Source organism: Candidatus Omnitrophota bacterium, from assembly GCA_030695905.1.
In the GTDB taxonomy this organism is placed as follows: Bacteria; Omnitrophota; Gorgyraeia; order 2-01-FULL-45-10; family 2-01-FULL-45-10; genus CAZHPY01.
This window is the reverse complement of record JAUYOL010000010.1, coordinates 17,445-32,656: the sequence shown is the minus strand read 5'-3', so window position 1 is coordinate 32,656 and position 15,212 is coordinate 17,445. Positions and strand designations below refer to the sequence as shown.

The 15,212-nt window shown below is 45.1% G+C and carries 19 protein-coding genes; all 19 read left to right on the top strand.

Going from position 1 to position 15,212, the window contains the following annotated elements; genetic code table 11:
- Positions 1-362: 362 nt before the first annotated feature.
- The 19 genes from Q8R38_01985 to ilvE are packed head-to-tail and all read left to right on the top strand — an operon-like array spanning position 363 to position 14,874.
- Positions 363-1,430 (top strand): 4Fe-4S dicluster domain-containing protein, encoded by a 1,068-nt coding sequence (locus Q8R38_01985; protein MDP3790793.1) that lies wholly within the window; start codon positions 363-365, stop codon positions 1,428-1,430.
- Between the two features lie 2 nt (positions 1,431-1,432).
- Positions 1,433-2,254 (top strand): FAD/NAD(P)-binding protein, encoded by an 822-nt coding sequence (locus Q8R38_01980; GenBank protein ID MDP3790792.1) that lies wholly within the window; start codon positions 1,433-1,435, stop codon positions 2,252-2,254.
- Positions 2,255-2,755 carry a 4Fe-4S binding protein gene (locus Q8R38_01975; protein ID MDP3790791.1) on the top strand — a complete coding sequence of 167 codons (501 nt, stop codon included), beginning with the start codon at positions 2,255-2,257 and terminating at the stop codon, positions 2,753-2,755.
- A complete protein-coding gene (locus Q8R38_01970; GenBank protein MDP3790790.1) occupies positions 2,752-3,687 on the top strand; it encodes an NADH-quinone oxidoreductase subunit H in 936 nt (311 codons plus the stop codon). Before Q8R38_01975 ends, Q8R38_01970 begins: the two co-directional genes overlap by 4 nt.
- 2 nt (positions 3,688-3,689) lie before the next feature.
- Positions 3,690-4,124, top strand: coding sequence for an NADH-quinone oxidoreductase subunit NuoB (nuoB, locus tag Q8R38_01965; protein ID MDP3790789.1), 435 nt, complete (start codon positions 3,690-3,692; stop codon positions 4,122-4,124).
- Positions 4,121-4,594 (top strand): NADH-quinone oxidoreductase subunit C, encoded by a 474-nt coding sequence (locus Q8R38_01960; GenBank protein MDP3790788.1) that lies wholly within the window; start codon positions 4,121-4,123, stop codon positions 4,592-4,594. Before nuoB ends, Q8R38_01960 begins: the two co-directional genes overlap by 4 nt.
- Positions 4,591-5,790: a nickel-dependent hydrogenase large subunit gene (locus Q8R38_01955; protein ID MDP3790787.1), complete on the top strand. Its 1,200-nt coding sequence runs from the start codon at positions 4,591-4,593 to the stop codon at positions 5,788-5,790. The genes Q8R38_01960 and Q8R38_01955 overlap by 4 nt, the downstream gene beginning before the upstream one ends.
- On the top strand, positions 5,781-7,592 hold the full coding sequence (locus tag Q8R38_01950; protein MDP3790786.1) for a proton-conducting transporter membrane subunit: 1,812 nt from the start codon (positions 5,781-5,783) through the stop codon (positions 7,590-7,592). The genes Q8R38_01955 and Q8R38_01950 overlap by 10 nt, the downstream gene beginning before the upstream one ends.
- A gap of 4 nt (positions 7,593-7,596) precedes the next feature.
- Positions 7,597-8,121, top strand: a complete 525-nt coding sequence (locus Q8R38_01945) for a DUF4040 domain-containing protein (protein ID MDP3790785.1) — start codon at positions 7,597-7,599, stop codon at positions 8,119-8,121.
- Between the two features lie 3 nt (positions 8,122-8,124).
- The gene (locus tag Q8R38_01940) at positions 8,125-8,526 is read left to right on the top strand and encodes an MnhB domain-containing protein (protein ID MDP3790784.1); all 402 of its coding nucleotides are present in this window, start codon (positions 8,125-8,127) and stop codon (positions 8,524-8,526) included.
- Between the two features lie 4 nt (positions 8,527-8,530).
- Positions 8,531-8,869, top strand: a complete 339-nt coding sequence (locus tag Q8R38_01935) for a sodium:proton antiporter (GenBank protein ID MDP3790783.1) — start codon at positions 8,531-8,533, stop codon at positions 8,867-8,869.
- Positions 8,870-8,874: 5 nt separating this feature from the next.
- Positions 8,875-10,377 carry a proton-conducting transporter membrane subunit gene (locus Q8R38_01930; protein MDP3790782.1) on the top strand — a complete coding sequence of 501 codons (1,503 nt, stop codon included), beginning with the start codon at positions 8,875-8,877 and terminating at the stop codon, positions 10,375-10,377.
- The gene (locus tag Q8R38_01925) at positions 10,374-10,898 is read left to right on the top strand and encodes a Na+/H+ antiporter subunit E (protein ID MDP3790781.1); all 525 of its coding nucleotides are present in this window, start codon (positions 10,374-10,376) and stop codon (positions 10,896-10,898) included. The genes Q8R38_01930 and Q8R38_01925 overlap by 4 nt, the downstream gene beginning before the upstream one ends.
- A complete protein-coding gene (locus Q8R38_01920) occupies positions 10,899-11,261 on the top strand; it encodes a cation:proton antiporter (GenBank protein MDP3790780.1) in 363 nt (120 codons plus the stop codon).
- On the top strand, positions 11,254-11,589 hold the full coding sequence (gene mnhG, locus Q8R38_01915; GenBank protein MDP3790779.1) for a monovalent cation/H(+) antiporter subunit G: 336 nt from the start codon (positions 11,254-11,256) through the stop codon (positions 11,587-11,589). Before Q8R38_01920 ends, mnhG begins: the two co-directional genes overlap by 8 nt.
- A 37-nt stretch (positions 11,590-11,626) precedes the next feature.
- Complete coding sequence (locus tag Q8R38_01910) at positions 11,627-12,250, top strand: 4Fe-4S dicluster domain-containing protein (protein MDP3790778.1); 624 nt, start codon at positions 11,627-11,629, stop codon at positions 12,248-12,250.
- Complete coding sequence (locus Q8R38_01905; protein MDP3790777.1) at positions 12,237-12,734, top strand: hydrogenase 3 maturation endopeptidase HyCI; 498 nt, start codon at positions 12,237-12,239, stop codon at positions 12,732-12,734. The genes Q8R38_01910 and Q8R38_01905 overlap by 14 nt, the downstream gene beginning before the upstream one ends.
- Positions 12,731-14,011 carry an aminodeoxychorismate synthase component I gene (gene pabB, locus Q8R38_01900; protein ID MDP3790776.1) on the top strand — a complete coding sequence of 427 codons (1,281 nt, stop codon included), beginning with the start codon at positions 12,731-12,733 and terminating at the stop codon, positions 14,009-14,011. The genes Q8R38_01905 and pabB overlap by 4 nt, the downstream gene beginning before the upstream one ends.
- Complete coding sequence (ilvE, locus tag Q8R38_01895) at positions 14,008-14,874, top strand: branched-chain-amino-acid transaminase (GenBank protein MDP3790775.1); 867 nt, start codon at positions 14,008-14,010, stop codon at positions 14,872-14,874. The genes pabB and ilvE overlap by 4 nt, the downstream gene beginning before the upstream one ends.
- Positions 14,875-15,212 lie beyond the last annotated feature (338 nt).

Genomic DNA, 15,212 nt, shown 5'->3' with positions numbered 1-15,212 from the left:
GAAAATCTTTACGGGTGGCGAGGGATAAGCCTTGAGGGTGGGTTCAATAAGGCGGCGAGTGTTTACGGGATGGGGTTACCAGCCCCCGCTGATTTGACTTTGTGATTCCGGAACAAAGCAAGCGGGGGCGTGAAAGATACTGCATATATACTACAAGTCTATCGTACACCCCGTACGAGCCAGCCTTTTGAACCACCCGAAAGGCTTGCCCTCGACAGGACCCGTAAAGATTTCAAGTGAGACACAGCCCCTGGGGATGCGCTATTAGGTTGCCTAAAGATTAGGCAGTGTGCTTGACGAAGCAGGTGAAAAGGGTTAAAATATATCACTCCATAACATAATTAGGCTATATGTATAATAATATGTATTCGATCGCAAAGAGCGATTTATTTGACCTGTTTTCGCGTCTGGCGCAAAATAACAAAATATTCGTGCCGTATGAATACAAAGATAGATTCGTGTTCGGCGAGTTTGACCCGTCTAAAGAAGCCAATATACAATTAGGCGGTATAAGACAGACCCAGCCATTCAAATCCTTCCTGAATCCCGCTCGTGAGAAAGTCCTTGGGCAAGAAGGCGGCAGTTTAAAGCTTGCCCCGTACCGATATGGTGCGGGGTCCATAATCGTTGCGGGCGTGAAACAATGTGACTTGAGCAGCCTCATTCTCCAGGATTTTGTATTTTTAAAAGGCGATATAGAGGACCCCTTTTACGCATTTCACCGTAAAAATACGCTTATAATATCAAACGACTGCACATTTGCCAAAGAGACCTGTTTTTGTATAGCGATGGCCGGCAGGCCATATCCGGTAAAGAATTTTGATCTTAATCTCTCGTCCTTAGGCGAATTGTTTTTAGTGGAAGTGGGTACCGATAAGGGCAGGGCTATTATCGACGCGTACAAAACATTCTTTAAGAACGCGCAGGATAGAGATTTGAATGAGCGCGACAGGATGCGCGATAATGTTTGCGTCCAGATAAATGATTTTATAAATAAAAGGGGTACTCCCGATACAGAAGCGATAAAAGGCGCCGTAAAGAAGCACTATGATAACCTCGCGATGTGGCAGGATTTCGCATCAACCTGTGTTGAATGCGGAGCGTGCAATCTGACATGCCCGACATGTCACTGTTTTCTGCTTTTCGATGAGAAATCTAAGCAGCAAAAGATAGGCCGTGGCAGGATCTGGGACGCCTGTTTGTATAAAACTTTCGCCAGGGTGGCCGGAGGCCATAATCCGAGGAAGCATCTTTATGAAAGACTGCGCAATAGATTCGATAAAAAGTTCACATTTTTTCCGCAAGTTCTGGATTATGCGGCCTGCACGGGATGCGGCCGCTGCATAGAAGCGTGTCCGGGTGATATAGATTTAAGAGAAGTGTTAAAAGGTTTAGTGACGGATAAATGGAATAAACCGCCTCATGATTGATTATGCATAAAAATCCATACGCATTTATAGAAGCCGAAGTTATTAAAGTAAACGAAGAGACGTCTAACATAAAGACGTTTACGTTTCGTCCGAGGCAGCCCATACCTTTTAAAGCGGGTCAATTCATGGATGTCTCTATCCCCGGCGTAGGCGAAGCGCCATTTACACCGTCGTCCAACCACAATATTTCCGACAAGCTCGACTTTACCATAATGAGCGCCGGCCGCATCACAAAGATACTGCACGATATATCCGTAGGCAGTGTTGTGGGCTTGCGCGGCCCATACGGCACGGCTTATCCTATAAATGAATGGAAGGGCAAAGAGATATTCATCGTAGGCGGAGGAGTCGGCCTGGCGCCGTTAAGAGCCCTTCTATACGCGCTCTTCAATAATATAAATGATTACAAAAAAATAGTTGTTAAATATGGGTCCCGCACCTCAAAAGATATTGTTTACAGGAATGAGATAGAGTCGTGGAAGTCCAGGGCCGGTAACTTCTGTATAGAGCTTACCGTGGACGTCGGAGATGAAACATGGAAGGGCAATGTAGGCATAGTCACAACGATAGTAAAGCCTGACGGCCTCGATGTAAATAACGCTGTGGCTATTGTATGCGGCCCTCCGATAATGATGAAATTTGTCACATTCAAATTATTGGATCTTGGTTTTAAGACCAATAATGTATATCTATCGATGGAAAAGAATATGTCATGCGGCATAGGAAAGTGCGGGCACTGCAGGATAGGCCCTTACTATGCCTGTAAAGACGGACCCGTATTTACTTATGATAAACTAAAAGATCTGCCTAATATCTGGGACTAAATGAAACGACTGCTAATTGATTTAGACGCGTGTTCGAAATGCGAAGAGTGCGGGATGCTCTGCAGTTACATCCAGCATCCCGGCAATAACGGCGTAACAAACTTAAGAGAGTTCGCGCATTTCGCGATTAATTGCAGGCGATGCGATGACGCGCCATGCGTGGCATCGTGCCCATGGGAAGCGCTGGAACTACAGGATACGAATATGCTAAAGCGATATATGATGCGCTGCACCTCCTGTAAAAGCTGTTCGCGCGCATGCCCATTCGGTGTAATATATCCCGAGACGATACCGTTCGTTATCTCCCGGTGTGATTACTGCCTGGGCCGGCTAAAAGAGGACGAATCGCCTATATGCCTGCAGTCGTGCACACATGGCGGAATAAAATACGGTGAGTTTGAGGAAGATCAGGAAGGCCATCTATTCAAAGCCTCGGAATATCTTATGGTAAAGACGGATTATAAATGGGAGCGGATAGAGCAGCCGCCTAAGAAGCGATGAGTATATTAGAGTACCTATTTTTATTTTTAGTATTTCCCGGATTCCTTTTTTCCGGTTCTATGGGGCTTTTAATCGGCTGGATTGACAGGAAAGTCACCGCGCGCCTGCAGTATCGCGTCGGCCCGCCATGGTATCAGAATTTTATAGACATAATAAAGCTTATGTACAAAGAGACTCTTATCCCTCAAGGCGCGTCCACCAGGGTATTTTTCGCGATGCCTCTTATCGCGATGGCATGCGCTACTTTAGTCTCCACAATACTCTTGGTATTAAATTGGGCGCCTGACAGCGGATTTGTAGGCGATCTTATAGTTGTGGTATATCTATTGATGGTCCCTCCCATAGCGCTTATGCTCGGAGGTTTCGCGTCGGGTAATCCGCTCGCTTCCCTTGGCAGCTCAAGAGAGATGAAGCTGATGCTCTCTTATGAATTACCGTTTTTGTTAGCGCTTACAGTGCCCATAATAAAGTCCGGTTACGCAATAAACGTGGGCAGCATAATTACCTGTCAGCAGGAAAGCGGATTATTTATCGCCAGTATATCCGGAGTTCTTTCATTTATTGTAATGATATTCTGTATCCAGGCGAAGGCGGGATTTGTTCCGTTCGATATGCCGGAGGCGGAGACAGAGATAGCGTCCGGCCCATATATAGAATATTCAGGAAGAGCGCTCGCGGTATTTAAGATCACAAAAGCGATAATATTGTTTGTTCTACCGGCGCTTCTTATAACTCTTTATTTTGGAGGTATAGTATTTACGCCGCGGGGACTACTGAACGCGGTTGGACAATATTTGCTTATCCTTGTAGTTATGATTGTTATAAAAAATACGAACCCGCGAGTCAGGATAGATCAGGCAGTAAGGTTTTTCTGGAGAATTCCCACTGCGTTGGCGGTAGTAGCGATAATACTGGCTTATTTTAGGATGTGATCATGGGGCTTAAAGAGAAGATTTTTACCAAATCATTATATGTCTTCCACGTTTCGAGCGGAAGCTGCAATAACTGCGACATAGAATTAATAGATTGTCTTACGCCCCGCTATGACGTGGAAAGATTCGGGATAACGCTTGTCGGAAGCATAAAACACGCGGATGTAATGCTTTGCACGGGGTCGGCAAACAGGCTTACGATACCGAGGATAAAGACCCTTTATGAGCAGATGCCTAAGCCTGGCTATGTTATAGTGTGGGGCGCCTGCGGTTCTTCAAGGGGGCTATTCAAAGATAGCTACAACACAGGTCAGCCGCTGGATGAGATTATACCCGTTGATGTATACATACCGGGATGTCCGCCGCGGCCTGAAGCGATAATCGATGGTTTTGCGAAACTGATGGAAAAGATAAAGTCGAAAAGGAAGTCAAGATGACGATAGGCCAGATTTTAAAAAATTTAAACGATAGATTCGGCGGTAAAATACTCAATATGAACAAAGGATCCGACAAGAGGGTATATGTAGATATATACCCAAAAGATATAAATGAGATTGTTAGATATCTATTTAAAGAAGCGGGGCTGCGTTTTAATACGGCTTCCGGCGTGGATGATTTTGATTCGCTCGAGATCCTGTATCATTTTTCGGATGACTCATCCGGTATAGTTGTTTCACTGAGAGCCCTCATAAAAGATAAGCAGGACCCTCACGTCGATACCATTACCAATATAACAAGGTCCGCGTGGTGGATAGAAAGAGAATTGCATGAACTTTTTGGGATAGAGTTTAACGGTAATTCTGATCTACGGCCGCTGCTTTTACCCGATGATTGGCCAAAAGGCGTATATCCCATGAGAAAAGATTTCGTACCGCCCAAGAGGGACTCGAGGAAGGAAGATAAATGAGCCATAAAGCGCACATACCGATAGGCCCATACCATCCGCTTCAGGAGGAGCCGGAATTTTATAAACTTGTCGTTGAAGGCGAGAAGGTGGTGGATGTTGACGTAAGGATAGGATATAACCATCGCGGAATAGAGAAGATATCGGAAGCGAAAAGTTACGACCAGTCCCTGTTTATCGTGGAGAGAATATGCGGGATATGTTCATCGAGCCATCCTATAACATGCGCCCAGGCGGTAGAGAATATTTGCGGTATCGAAGTGCCGGAAAGGGCGTTATATATAAGGTCGATATGCCAGGAGCTCGAAAGGATACATTCACACCTTTTATGGCTGGGATTGGCGGCCCATTTTATCGGGTATAACACGGTATTTATGTGGGCGTGGAAATATCGCGAACCCATATGCGACATATTTGAAACTGTTACCGGGAATAGGCAGAATTACGCTATGCACAAGGTAGGCGGAGTGCGCCGGGACATAGAGAGAGAGCACATTCCTTATATATTGACAAGGCTCGATGAGTTTGTGAAGCAGCTCGATATGTTAAAAGGCGCTGTGCTCGACGATCCCGTGCTTCACGAAAGGCTAAAGGGTGTAGGCATATTAACAAAAGAAGACGCGATAGATTACGCGGCTCTGGGGCCGGTGGCAAGAGCCTCGGATGTCGATATAGATGTCCGGCGTGATCATCCCTATGCGGCCTATGACAGGGTGAAATGGAATGTTATTACGCAGAAAGAGGGCGATATCTTTGCCAAGACAGTTGTCAGGATCCTTGAGATGTTCGAATCTATCAGCATAATAAGGCAGTGCCTTGACAAGATGCCCCAGGGGCCGATAGATTCAAAACCAAAAGATATTCCTCCGGGAGAGGGGATAAGCCAGGTAGAGGCGCCGAGAGGCGAGTGCTTTCATTATGTAAAGTCGGACGGGACAAACTCTCCTGTAAGGCACAAGATAAGAGCTCCGACTTATATGAATTTTCCTACCTTCAGAGAAACCGTAGTGGGCGAAACCGTCTCGGACGCTACGATAATACTTGCCGCGATAGATCCTTGTTATTGCTGTACGGAGAGGATGCTTATTGTCGATCCAAAAGATAAGAATATAATGGATGTGAACGAACTGATAAGGTTGTCGCAGGAAAAGACGAAGCGTATAAAAGATAGGTATGATAATAGGATAGTATGCAGGTAAATTTTTTGGCTTATACAATCGGTCTTCCGATACTTGTTGGCTTGATATGCTTGTTTATTTCCGACAAGATAAAAGTCATAACCAGGCTGCTGGCTTCCATAACCGCCGTAATTATTTTTGCCGCGTCTATTCTTATATTTATACGCCAACCCCTGTATTGGCCCCCTATACATAACCCTACATTTGCGGTAGATAGCCTCTCCGCGCTTGCCGCGTTAGGCGTCTCTTTCTTCGCGTTGATAGTTACGATATATTCGCTTGGTTTTATAGAAAGAAATAACGGCAGATATTTTGGGTATGTGTTAGTAGCGCTTGGCAGCTCCCTGGCGGTTGTGTATGCCAATAATCTCATAGTTCTGGCCGTATTCTGGGGAATATTAGCCGCGCTTTTATACCTATTAGTCAGTATAGACGGAACTCTCAAGGCGGCAGCTTCGGCAAAAAAAGCGCTTATAATAATTGGCGGTACAGACGCGCTGATGATATTTGCGATAGGCCTTATCTGGAAGATGTCAGGATCATTCCTTATCGAAGGCACGCACATAGAATTAGACTGCCCATTTGCCTATATAGCTTATCTATGCATAGCTATAGCCGCTTTCGCTAAAGCCGGCGCCATGCCGTTTCATTCATGGCTTCCGGATGTCGCCAAAGACGGCCCCACGTCGGTGGCAGCTTATCTGCCGGCTTCGTTGGATAAATTTTTGGGCATATATCTTCTGGCCAAGGCATCTTTATCGCTATTTGTAATGAACGATATTTCGAATACGTTTCTATTGCTTATAGGAGCATTAACCGTAATAGTTGCCGTGGCTATAGCGCTTATTCAGCACGATTTTAAGCGATTATTGGGATATCACGCCGTGTCTCAGGTGGGCTATATGGTGCTTGGTATAGGGACGGCGACGCCGGTGGGCATAGCCGGAGGATTATTTCATATGCTAAATAACGCTATTTACAAATCATGTCTTTTCTTAAGCGCTGGTGCCGTTGAAAAGAGAACGCATACCACGGACTTATCAAAGCTCGGCGGCCTTGCCAGGTATATGCCGGTTACCTTTATCTGTTTTCTTATAGCGTCATTCTCGATATCGGGCATACCGCCTTTTAACGGTTTTGTCTCAAAATGGATGATATATCAGGGTATAATAGAGTTGGGTAATAGTAAAAATCCTATGTGGATAATATGGCTCGTCGCCGCGATGTTCGGCGGCGCGCTGACTATAGCCAGTTTCATGAAACTGCTGCACGCTGTATTTTTAGGCAGGCCTTCCGTTAATTTACCGAAAAATTTGAAGGAAGTCGGCTTATCAATGTTGCTGCCTATCGTTATACTGGCGGTTATATGCATAATATTTGGGATATTCGCGTTTGCTATACCGCTATCGCTTTTAATATTACCGGCGGTAAGTGAGGAAAGCATAGCTTATCTTGGCACATGGAGCCCCGGCATTGCCACTGCTCTTATAATTGTCGGCATACTGGCAGGCCTTCTCATCTATTATATAAGTATTCCGAAAAAAGCGCGCCGCGTGGGTATATTTATAGGAGGAGAAAACCCCGATAATCTTGATAGGGTGACCGGCGCAGAGTTTTACGATACCATGAAAGATGTAGGCATTCTGAATTATCTGTATAAGAAAGAGGACCGCAAAAGTTTTGATATATACGAGGTGGGGAAAAGGACAATAGCGGTATTTACGAACTTTTTACAGCGGCTTCATAATGGAATACTTCCGACCTATCTTGTGTGGTGCCTTTTGGGCCTGGCGGTTATTTTTATAATTCTATTTGTGGGGTAGGATAATGCTTGAGTTACACCTTATTCTTGTTTTTATGATAGTGGCCGCGATAATAGCGGTCGAGGTAAAGGATCTGCTTTCAAGCGTTGTTGCCATAGGGGCGGTAGGAATAGGCCTATGCATGGCATTTTTGACATTGAAGGCGCCGGATCTCGCTATGATGCAGCTTGTCGTTGAGATATTGAGCTTAGTAATTTTAGTGAGAGCTACTATAAGAAAAGACATTCCATTCAGCGTTTCCGGCAGATGGGTATTCAATACGGTAGGCACTCTATGTTTTATGGTTGTGTTTTTGACGGCATCTTATATCGCGTTGAGAAATATGCCTTTATTTGGCAACGCGCTTATGAAGGTATCAAAGTTCTATATCGATAATGCTTTATTGAAGACGGGCTCGGAGAATGTCGTGGCTTCGATAATAGTGAATTTTCGCGCATATGACACTTTGGGTGAAGTGGCGATACTTTTTACCGCGATAGTCGGAGTGCTTGCGATAGCTCGCAGCGCGGGAAGGACAAAGGATTATTAAAATATGGGCAGGGTTCGCGAAGAGAGCGGCATGACGCTTATAGTGAAGACTGTGACTCGCATAACGCTTGGGTTCATACTGTTATACGGGGTTTACGTCGCTATAAATGGCCATCAGGCGCCGGGGGGCGGATTCGTAGGCGGCGTGATAGTTGCGCTGTCGTTTGTCCATATAATGCTTGCCTTCGGCAAGAAGGTCGCGCTTAAAAGACTGCATTCAAATACACTTCGTATCTTCATAGGCGTCGCGGCACTGGTATTTTTATTCATGGTCATGGTCCCCTGGAGAGAGAATTATTCCCGTCTTGCGATGCCTTTATTTGAATTGGTCGCGGTGGGCGGGGGCTTATTCGCTATATTCATAGCGCTGGTGCTGCTTTCAAAATTCGATAAGGACTCGGAGTGATATTATGAGCATATATATATTGTGCCTGATCCTTTTTCTCGAAGGGCTTTACTGCGTTGTCAGAAAGAGGAACCTGATAAAGATAATAATAGGCATAGGAATAATGGGATACGCGGTAAACCTGTTTTTTGTGCTGATAGGGTATAGACAGAATTCCCGCTCGCCGATATTCGCGACGGACCAGGTAATAAAAAGCATGGTGGACCCATTTCCCCAGGCCATTGTCTCTACCGTAATAGTTATAGGGCTGTCGCTTACACTCGTTTTAATAGCCATGGCGATAAAGATATATGAAAAATACGGCACCTTTGATATAACAAAAATAAATAATCTTAAAGGGTAATTTTTATGAGCTTAATTTCTTATCTTGTGATTATTCCGCTTGCCGCAGGATTTTTTATACCGATATTCGGCAAGAGGGTAAAATCTTTTGGCGGGATTATAGCTGTTGCCGCTACATCGGCGCTGTTTTTACTTACATTGTATATAGCGCAAATGGTAAGGGTCAGCAAGATGCTCACATATAGCCTCGGCAAGTGGTCGGCGCCTGTAGGCATATCTATGGTTGTGGATGGCCTGTCGTGCTTTATGCTGGTCATAGTCAATATGATAGCTCTTTTAATAGCGATATATTCCACGGAATATATGAAAAGATATACCGATACATGGAAATTTTTCTCTTTGTTTGCACTGATGGTCGCCGGGATGAATGGAGTGCTGATCTCGGGTGATCTGTTTAATCTGTATGTCTTCCTTGAGATAGCCGCGATAGCCGCCTATTCTTTGGTCGCGTTTGGCGTAGAGGCGCCTGACCTGGAAGCGTCTTTCAAATATGCCGTTATGGGCGCTGTCGGTTCCAGCTTCATCGTCCTGGGGATAGCGTTTGTTTATAGCCACGCGTCAACGCTTAATATGGCCGATATCGCGCTTAGTATGTCCGGCGCCGGAGCGGACAGGGTGGCGCTATTCGCGGGCGCGCTGTTCCTTATGGGGTTTGGGCTAAAAGCCGCGCTCGTTCCTTTTCATGCATGGCTTCCGGACGCGTATTCCAGGGCGCCCGCGCCGGTATCTGCCGCCATGGCAGGCCTTGTCGGGAAAGCGCTTGGCATATATGTTATTTCAAGAATATTTTTTAATGTCTTCGGCATGTCTGCCAAGATTTCCGCGATACTTATAGCGCTGGCGGTTGCTTCTATGTTAGTAGGCAGCCTGATGGCATTCGGACAGACCGGCATAAAACGCCTTCTTGCGTATTCGAGCATAAGCCAGATAGGCTATGTGATGCTGGGTATAGGCGTCGGTACGCCGCTCGCGATAATGGGAGGATTATTCCATCTGTTTAACCACAGCATTTTTAAATCACTGCTTTTCTTAAACGCGGGAGCTATTAAAAAAATTGCAGGTACCGGGAACTTAAAAAGAATGCCCGGTATCCTGGCGAAGTCTCCGCTGGTAGGTTATACGAATCTTATAGGCTCGATGTCTGTGTGCGGCATACCCCCGCTGGGCGGATTTTGGAGTAAGATAATTATAATTTTTGCGTGCATCCAGGCGGGTAGGCCCGTTCTTGCGTTTGTGGCGACTGCTGTAGGCATATTAACTATAGGTTATTATTTTAAGGCGGTTACGCCCATACTTTTCGGTTCAGGGCAGGAGAACGCCGCAAAGATACTGGAGAAGAAAAGAATTTCCTTGGCCGTCGCGCTTCCTATGGTGATATTGGCGGCCTTATCCATATTTAGCGTGCTGCTCCTCATGCCGAATATAGGCCGTTCATTTCTCGGAGATGCCATAGCGGTGCTCGTGAGAGGCAGGGAATATGCCAGCCTTCTAATGGGGTATGTAAAATGATAAAGAAGGTCATCTTATTCATATTCTGGTTCGCTATTTGGTGCGGACTAAGCTATCCTCTTGGCAAAGTTGATATTATAATAGGCGTATTGACATCGGCATTTGTTACGTATATGACGATAGACCTGGCGGCGCAGATCGACGGGAAGAATGCCGCCAAAAAATACAGCTTAATAGATTATACAAAGAGATTCTCCTGGTTTTTGGTATACGTGCCGGTGTTTCTATGGGAATGTCTTAAGGCAAATATAGATGTGGCGGGCAGGGTTTTGCATCCGGACCTGCCGATAAGGCCGGGAACTGTCGCGGTAAAAGTTAATTTAAAATCGGATATAGGGCTCACATTCCTCGCGAATTCGATAACGCTTACACCGGGGACAACGAGCGTTGATATTGATAAAGAAAAAGGGATCCTATATGTGCATTGGATATATGTAAGAGAGGACTGCAATGAAAATTGCACAAGCAGGCTTCCGGTAGTGGAAAAATTCGAGAATATACTAAGAAAGGTTTTTGAATAGATGGGCAGGAGAACCTCGTATTTATTGGGTGTAATAGGAACTATTACCGCCGTCGGTATAATATTATTCTGCCCTATACCGTCTATCTTAAGATGGCAGTCAAATTTTCTTTCGCGCGCATTGATGTTTATCCTGTTATGCTCATTTCTATGCCTGTACCGTATATTGAAAGGGCCGACTGCTGTTGACAGGGCAGTCGCCATAGATATGCTTGGGATACTTATAGTAGGTTTTTGTTCTGTCTTAAGCCTTCCGACCGGGAGGGACTGGTATTTGGATATAGGGATAGTCTGGGCTCTGCAAAGTTTCATAGGCATAATGGCTCTATCAAAGCACCTTGGGGGGCAGGATTTCGATGAATGAAAACATAGGAATAGCACTTATTATTACAGGTCTCGCATTCGACTTTTTCGGGTGCGTGGGATTAATAAGATTTCCTGATGTGTATGGGCGCCTTCAGGCAGCGGCAAAATGCGTGACACTCGGCACATGCGGTATACTTTTGGGCCTATTCTTATTTAAAGGGTTTAGCCCAACGGGCATAAAGGCTCTTCTATGCCTTTTCTTCATAATACTTACGGCGCCCGTATCCGCGCACGCTTTGGCCAGGGGCGCGTATAAATCCGGGGTGAAACCGTGGAAGGGCACGATTAAGGATGAATATTCGGCCAACACAGGAGAAAAAACCTGATAAGGCACGCGTCTAACATAGTGAAATTACTTTAAATATGAGATATCCTAAAATAAGAGAGATTATAGAAGCGACCAAGGCTTTGTTGGTAGGGCCATACACTATAAAGTTTCCGCGCAAACCCATTGAGCCTGCAAAAAGATTCCGGGGAAAACCGGAATACTCTAATGAAGGATGCATAGCCTGCACAGCCTGTTCTCTGGTATGCCCTGTCAGGGCGATAGAGTTTAAAGATGTGGTGACAAAGGATAAAGCAACGAGAAAGATGACCTTGCATCTCGACGAATGCCATTATTGCGGCCAATGCAGCGCTCTTTGTACCACAAGAGATGATAATCCGCCCGGGATAAAGCATACTACAAAGTTTGACCTGGCCGGATATGACAGGTCAAAGATGGTTTCCCAGACGGACGAGAAGGAGTTGGCCCTTTGCGAGATATGCGGCGATGTCATAACGGCGAAAGCGCATCTGGAATGGATAGTAAAGAAGCTCGGGCCTCTGGCATTCTCAAATCCGACCCTTTTTGTCTCTTCATTGAAATCGATGGGATTTTCAGAGGATGTCCTGCAGGTAGCCTCCGACGCCTCATTGACCAGGGCCGACAGGATAAAGGTCCTGTGCGCGAAATGCAAGAGAAAGACCACAATTGAAAAATTCTGATATTGTTTCCAGCAGCGGTATAAAGACCGAGATCAAGAGTAGGGTACGCGGCGTTGTTGCTATAGTAGGCATAGGTAACATAATGCGCGGCGACGACGGATGCGGCCCGAAGCTTATAGAGAGCTTAAAGAAGAAAAACACAAAGGCCTGTCTTTTCGATTGCGGTACCGTTCCGGAAAATTACATCTTTCCTATACTTTCTACATCATGCGATACTATCATATTGGTCGACGCCGCTGATTTTAAGGCGATGCCCGGCGGCATAAAAGTGCTTTCCCTAAATGAGATTTCAGGGTCAGGGCTGTCCACACATAATTCTTCCATAAGGCTTTTTACGGATCTTTTAATGACAGGCAAAGACAATCTTGGCATCTTCGCGGTCTCGATACAGCCTAAGAGCATAGCTTTCGGAGAGCCGTTGAGTGATGAGGTTAAGTCAAGCATAGATAATCTGGCAGATATTTTAACAGAGGCTTTGGCTTGAAAAAAACATCCCCGCAGGAAATCTTCAGGAACATGTCTTCGCGCCCATACAGTTTTTTTCTGGATAGCGCAACTTGCCACAGTAAAATATCCAGATACTCCTTAATGGGTTCCGATCCATTTCTGGTATTTAAAAGTAAAAAAGATTCTATAATATTGGAATGGTCCGACGGCAGAACCGAACGCGTTAGGGCCAATCCATTTGTCGTGCTGAAGGATATCCTGAAAAACTATAAGTCAAAAAGAGGCGCTGCCGTAGGATATTTCGGGTATGACATGAAAGATTTTATCGAAAAATTGCCGGATGTCGCCAGAGACGATATAGGAATCCCGGACTGTATAGTTGGTTTTTATCACAAGATACATGTTTATGATAAGTTAAGGATGGATACATCGGATCAAGATATAGACAATGCACCAATTCTAAAAACCCCCGCTTTAAAATCGAATTTTTCGAAAGAAGAGTATATAAAAGCCATAAACAGGGCGAAGGAATATATAAGAAGAGGCGATATATATCAGGTCAATCTCTCGCAAAGATTTGAATCGCGTCTTGATATGGATCCCTATGAGTTGTATCTAAGGCTAAGGAATTTTAGCCCGGCGCCATTTTCTTCCTATTTAAATTTCGGAGACTGTAACGTTATAAGCTCCTCTCCGGAAAGATTTTTGATGAAGAGAGGTTCTTATATAGAGACAAGGCCTATAAAAGGAACCAGTCCGCGTTCTGCGGATCCTGTAATGGATGAATTTAATAGAAACGAACTCGTCAAAAGTTACAAGGACAGGGCAGAGCATATCATGATCGTGGATCTTGAAAGAAATGATTTAGGCCGGCTATGCGAATATGGCTCCGTGAAACCGACAGAGTTTATTAAGCTGGAAAAATATTCTACAGTATTTCATCTCGTTTCGACGGTCTCCGGCAAGCTAAAAAGAAAGATCGATGCAATAGACTGCCTGATGGCGACATTTCCGGGCGGGTCTATAACAGGCGCGCCCAAGATACGCTCCATGGAGATAATAGAAGAGCTTGAACCCGTAAAGCGATCCATCTATACCGGCGCGATAGGGTATATCTCGTTTGACGGAAATATGGACACATCAATCGCGATAAGGACCATTGTGGTGAAGGGAAAGAAATTATATTTTCAGGTCGGCGGCGGTATAGTATATGACTCGGATCCGGAAAAAGAATATTCAGAAACACTTGATAAGGCCAGGGGCATGATGCGGGCCATCGGTGTGGAGTCGGAAGAAGAGGCGCTGGCTATATGATGAATGAAAAAATATATATAAACGGGAAGTTACTTAACGCGGATAACGCGAAGATCTCCATATTTGACAGGTCATTTCTTTACGGTGACGCGGTGTTTGAGACGATGAGAGGCTATGCCGGTGTGATATTCAGGCTGGACAAGCATCTGGACAGGCTTATCAGATCACTAAGGGTGCTTAAGATCAGGCACACATATACAAAGGATTATTTAAAAGAAGCTATTAACAAGACTTTAAGAGCCAATAAGCTTAAGAGCGCCTATGCGCGTCTTGTGGTGACAAGGGGGCAGGGAAGGTTCGGCATAGGTTATAAAGATAGTTTCACGCCAAACCTCATAATAGTCGCAAAGAATTTCGATGGGTACCCCGAATGGATGTTTTCAAAAGGGGTAGCGGCAAAAATCACAGGTGCTACTAACGAGTATTCGCCATTATCAAATATCAAAACGGCCAACTATCTTAATTTTATCCTGGCTCGATTCGATGCGCAGGCAGCCGGTTTTGACGAAGCTATACTCACCAATACAAAAGGGCATATTACCGAAGGCGCCACAAGCAATATATTCCTTGTAAAATCAGATCATATTATAACGCCTTCTATAAATAGCGGAGTGTTGCCGGGCGTAACGAGAAGCGTTATCATAGAAATAGCCAAAAAGCTTAAAATATCTATAAGAGAAAAGGCTGTTTCCCGTAGGGAATTGATCCAAGCCGATGAAGTATTCCTTACTAATTCATTAGCCGAAGTCCTGCCGGTCACCAAAGTTGATTCGAAACGAATCGGTGCCGGGATAGTCAGCCCCATCACAAAACTGCTCCACATCTCATATCAGAAGCAAGTCATCAGAGAAATACTGAAGTAAGTAAATTTTCTCCACCCATATCTAATGTGTCCCCCGAGGGATGGGGTATTGAGCGGGACGTACGAATTGCGAGCGGGCATGGTTCCCGCCAAATACCTTTAAAAACAAGGCCACTATATAATATATAGGGCTATTCTACACTATTTGGCGGGAGAGCGAGCAATGAGTCCGAGCTTACTTTTCCTCGCAGGGGAAAAGTAAGCGTTCCCGCGAGGTACCCCATCTCTCGGGGGCTACTGTGGGTGGAGAAAATTTATATGTATATTTAGGTGGCTTGTGCTGACCATAACCGTAGGCTTAGGTTCCATATTGTAAACCCATAACCATATTACAGGTTG

Excerpts from the sequence above, each read along its gene's own strand:
- Q8R38_01925 (MDP3790781.1), top strand. The coding sequence starts at position 10,374 with ATGATAAAGAAGGTCATCTTATTCATATTCTGGTTCGCTATTTGGTGC.
- Q8R38_01975 (MDP3790791.1), top strand. The coding sequence starts at position 2,255 with ATGAAACGACTGCTAATTGATTTAGACGCGTGTTCGAAATGCGAAGAG.
- Q8R38_01920 (MDP3790780.1), top strand. The coding sequence starts at position 10,899 with ATGGGCAGGAGAACCTCGTATTTATTGGGTGTAATAGGAACTATTACC.
- Q8R38_01910 (MDP3790778.1), top strand. The coding sequence starts at position 11,627 with ATGAGATATCCTAAAATAAGAGAGATTATAGAAGCGACCAAGGCTTTG.
- Q8R38_01940 (MDP3790784.1), top strand. The coding sequence starts at position 8,125 with ATGGGCAGGGTTCGCGAAGAGAGCGGCATGACGCTTATAGTGAAGACT.
- Q8R38_01960 (MDP3790788.1), top strand. The coding sequence starts at position 4,121 with ATGACGATAGGCCAGATTTTAAAAAATTTAAACGATAGATTCGGCGGT.
- Q8R38_01935 (MDP3790783.1), top strand. The coding sequence starts at position 8,531 with ATGAGCATATATATATTGTGCCTGATCCTTTTTCTCGAAGGGCTTTAC.
- ilvE (MDP3790775.1), top strand. The coding sequence starts at position 14,008 with ATGATGAATGAAAAAATATATATAAACGGGAAGTTACTTAACGCGGAT.
- Q8R38_01955 (MDP3790787.1), top strand. The coding sequence starts at position 4,591 with ATGAGCCATAAAGCGCACATACCGATAGGCCCATACCATCCGCTTCAG.
- nuoB (MDP3790789.1), top strand. The coding sequence starts at position 3,690 with ATGGGGCTTAAAGAGAAGATTTTTACCAAATCATTATATGTCTTCCAC.
- Q8R38_01970 (MDP3790790.1), top strand. The coding sequence starts at position 2,752 with ATGAGTATATTAGAGTACCTATTTTTATTTTTAGTATTTCCCGGATTC.
- Q8R38_01985 (MDP3790793.1), top strand. The coding sequence starts at position 363 with ATGTATTCGATCGCAAAGAGCGATTTATTTGACCTGTTTTCGCGTCTG.
- Q8R38_01930 (MDP3790782.1), top strand. The coding sequence starts at position 8,875 with ATGAGCTTAATTTCTTATCTTGTGATTATTCCGCTTGCCGCAGGATTT.
- Q8R38_01945 (MDP3790785.1), top strand. The coding sequence starts at position 7,597 with ATGCTTGAGTTACACCTTATTCTTGTTTTTATGATAGTGGCCGCGATA.
- mnhG (MDP3790779.1), top strand. The coding sequence starts at position 11,254 with ATGAATGAAAACATAGGAATAGCACTTATTATTACAGGTCTCGCATTC.
- Q8R38_01980 (MDP3790792.1), top strand. The coding sequence starts at position 1,433 with ATGCATAAAAATCCATACGCATTTATAGAAGCCGAAGTTATTAAAGTA.
- Q8R38_01950 (MDP3790786.1), top strand. The coding sequence starts at position 5,781 with ATGCAGGTAAATTTTTTGGCTTATACAATCGGTCTTCCGATACTTGTT.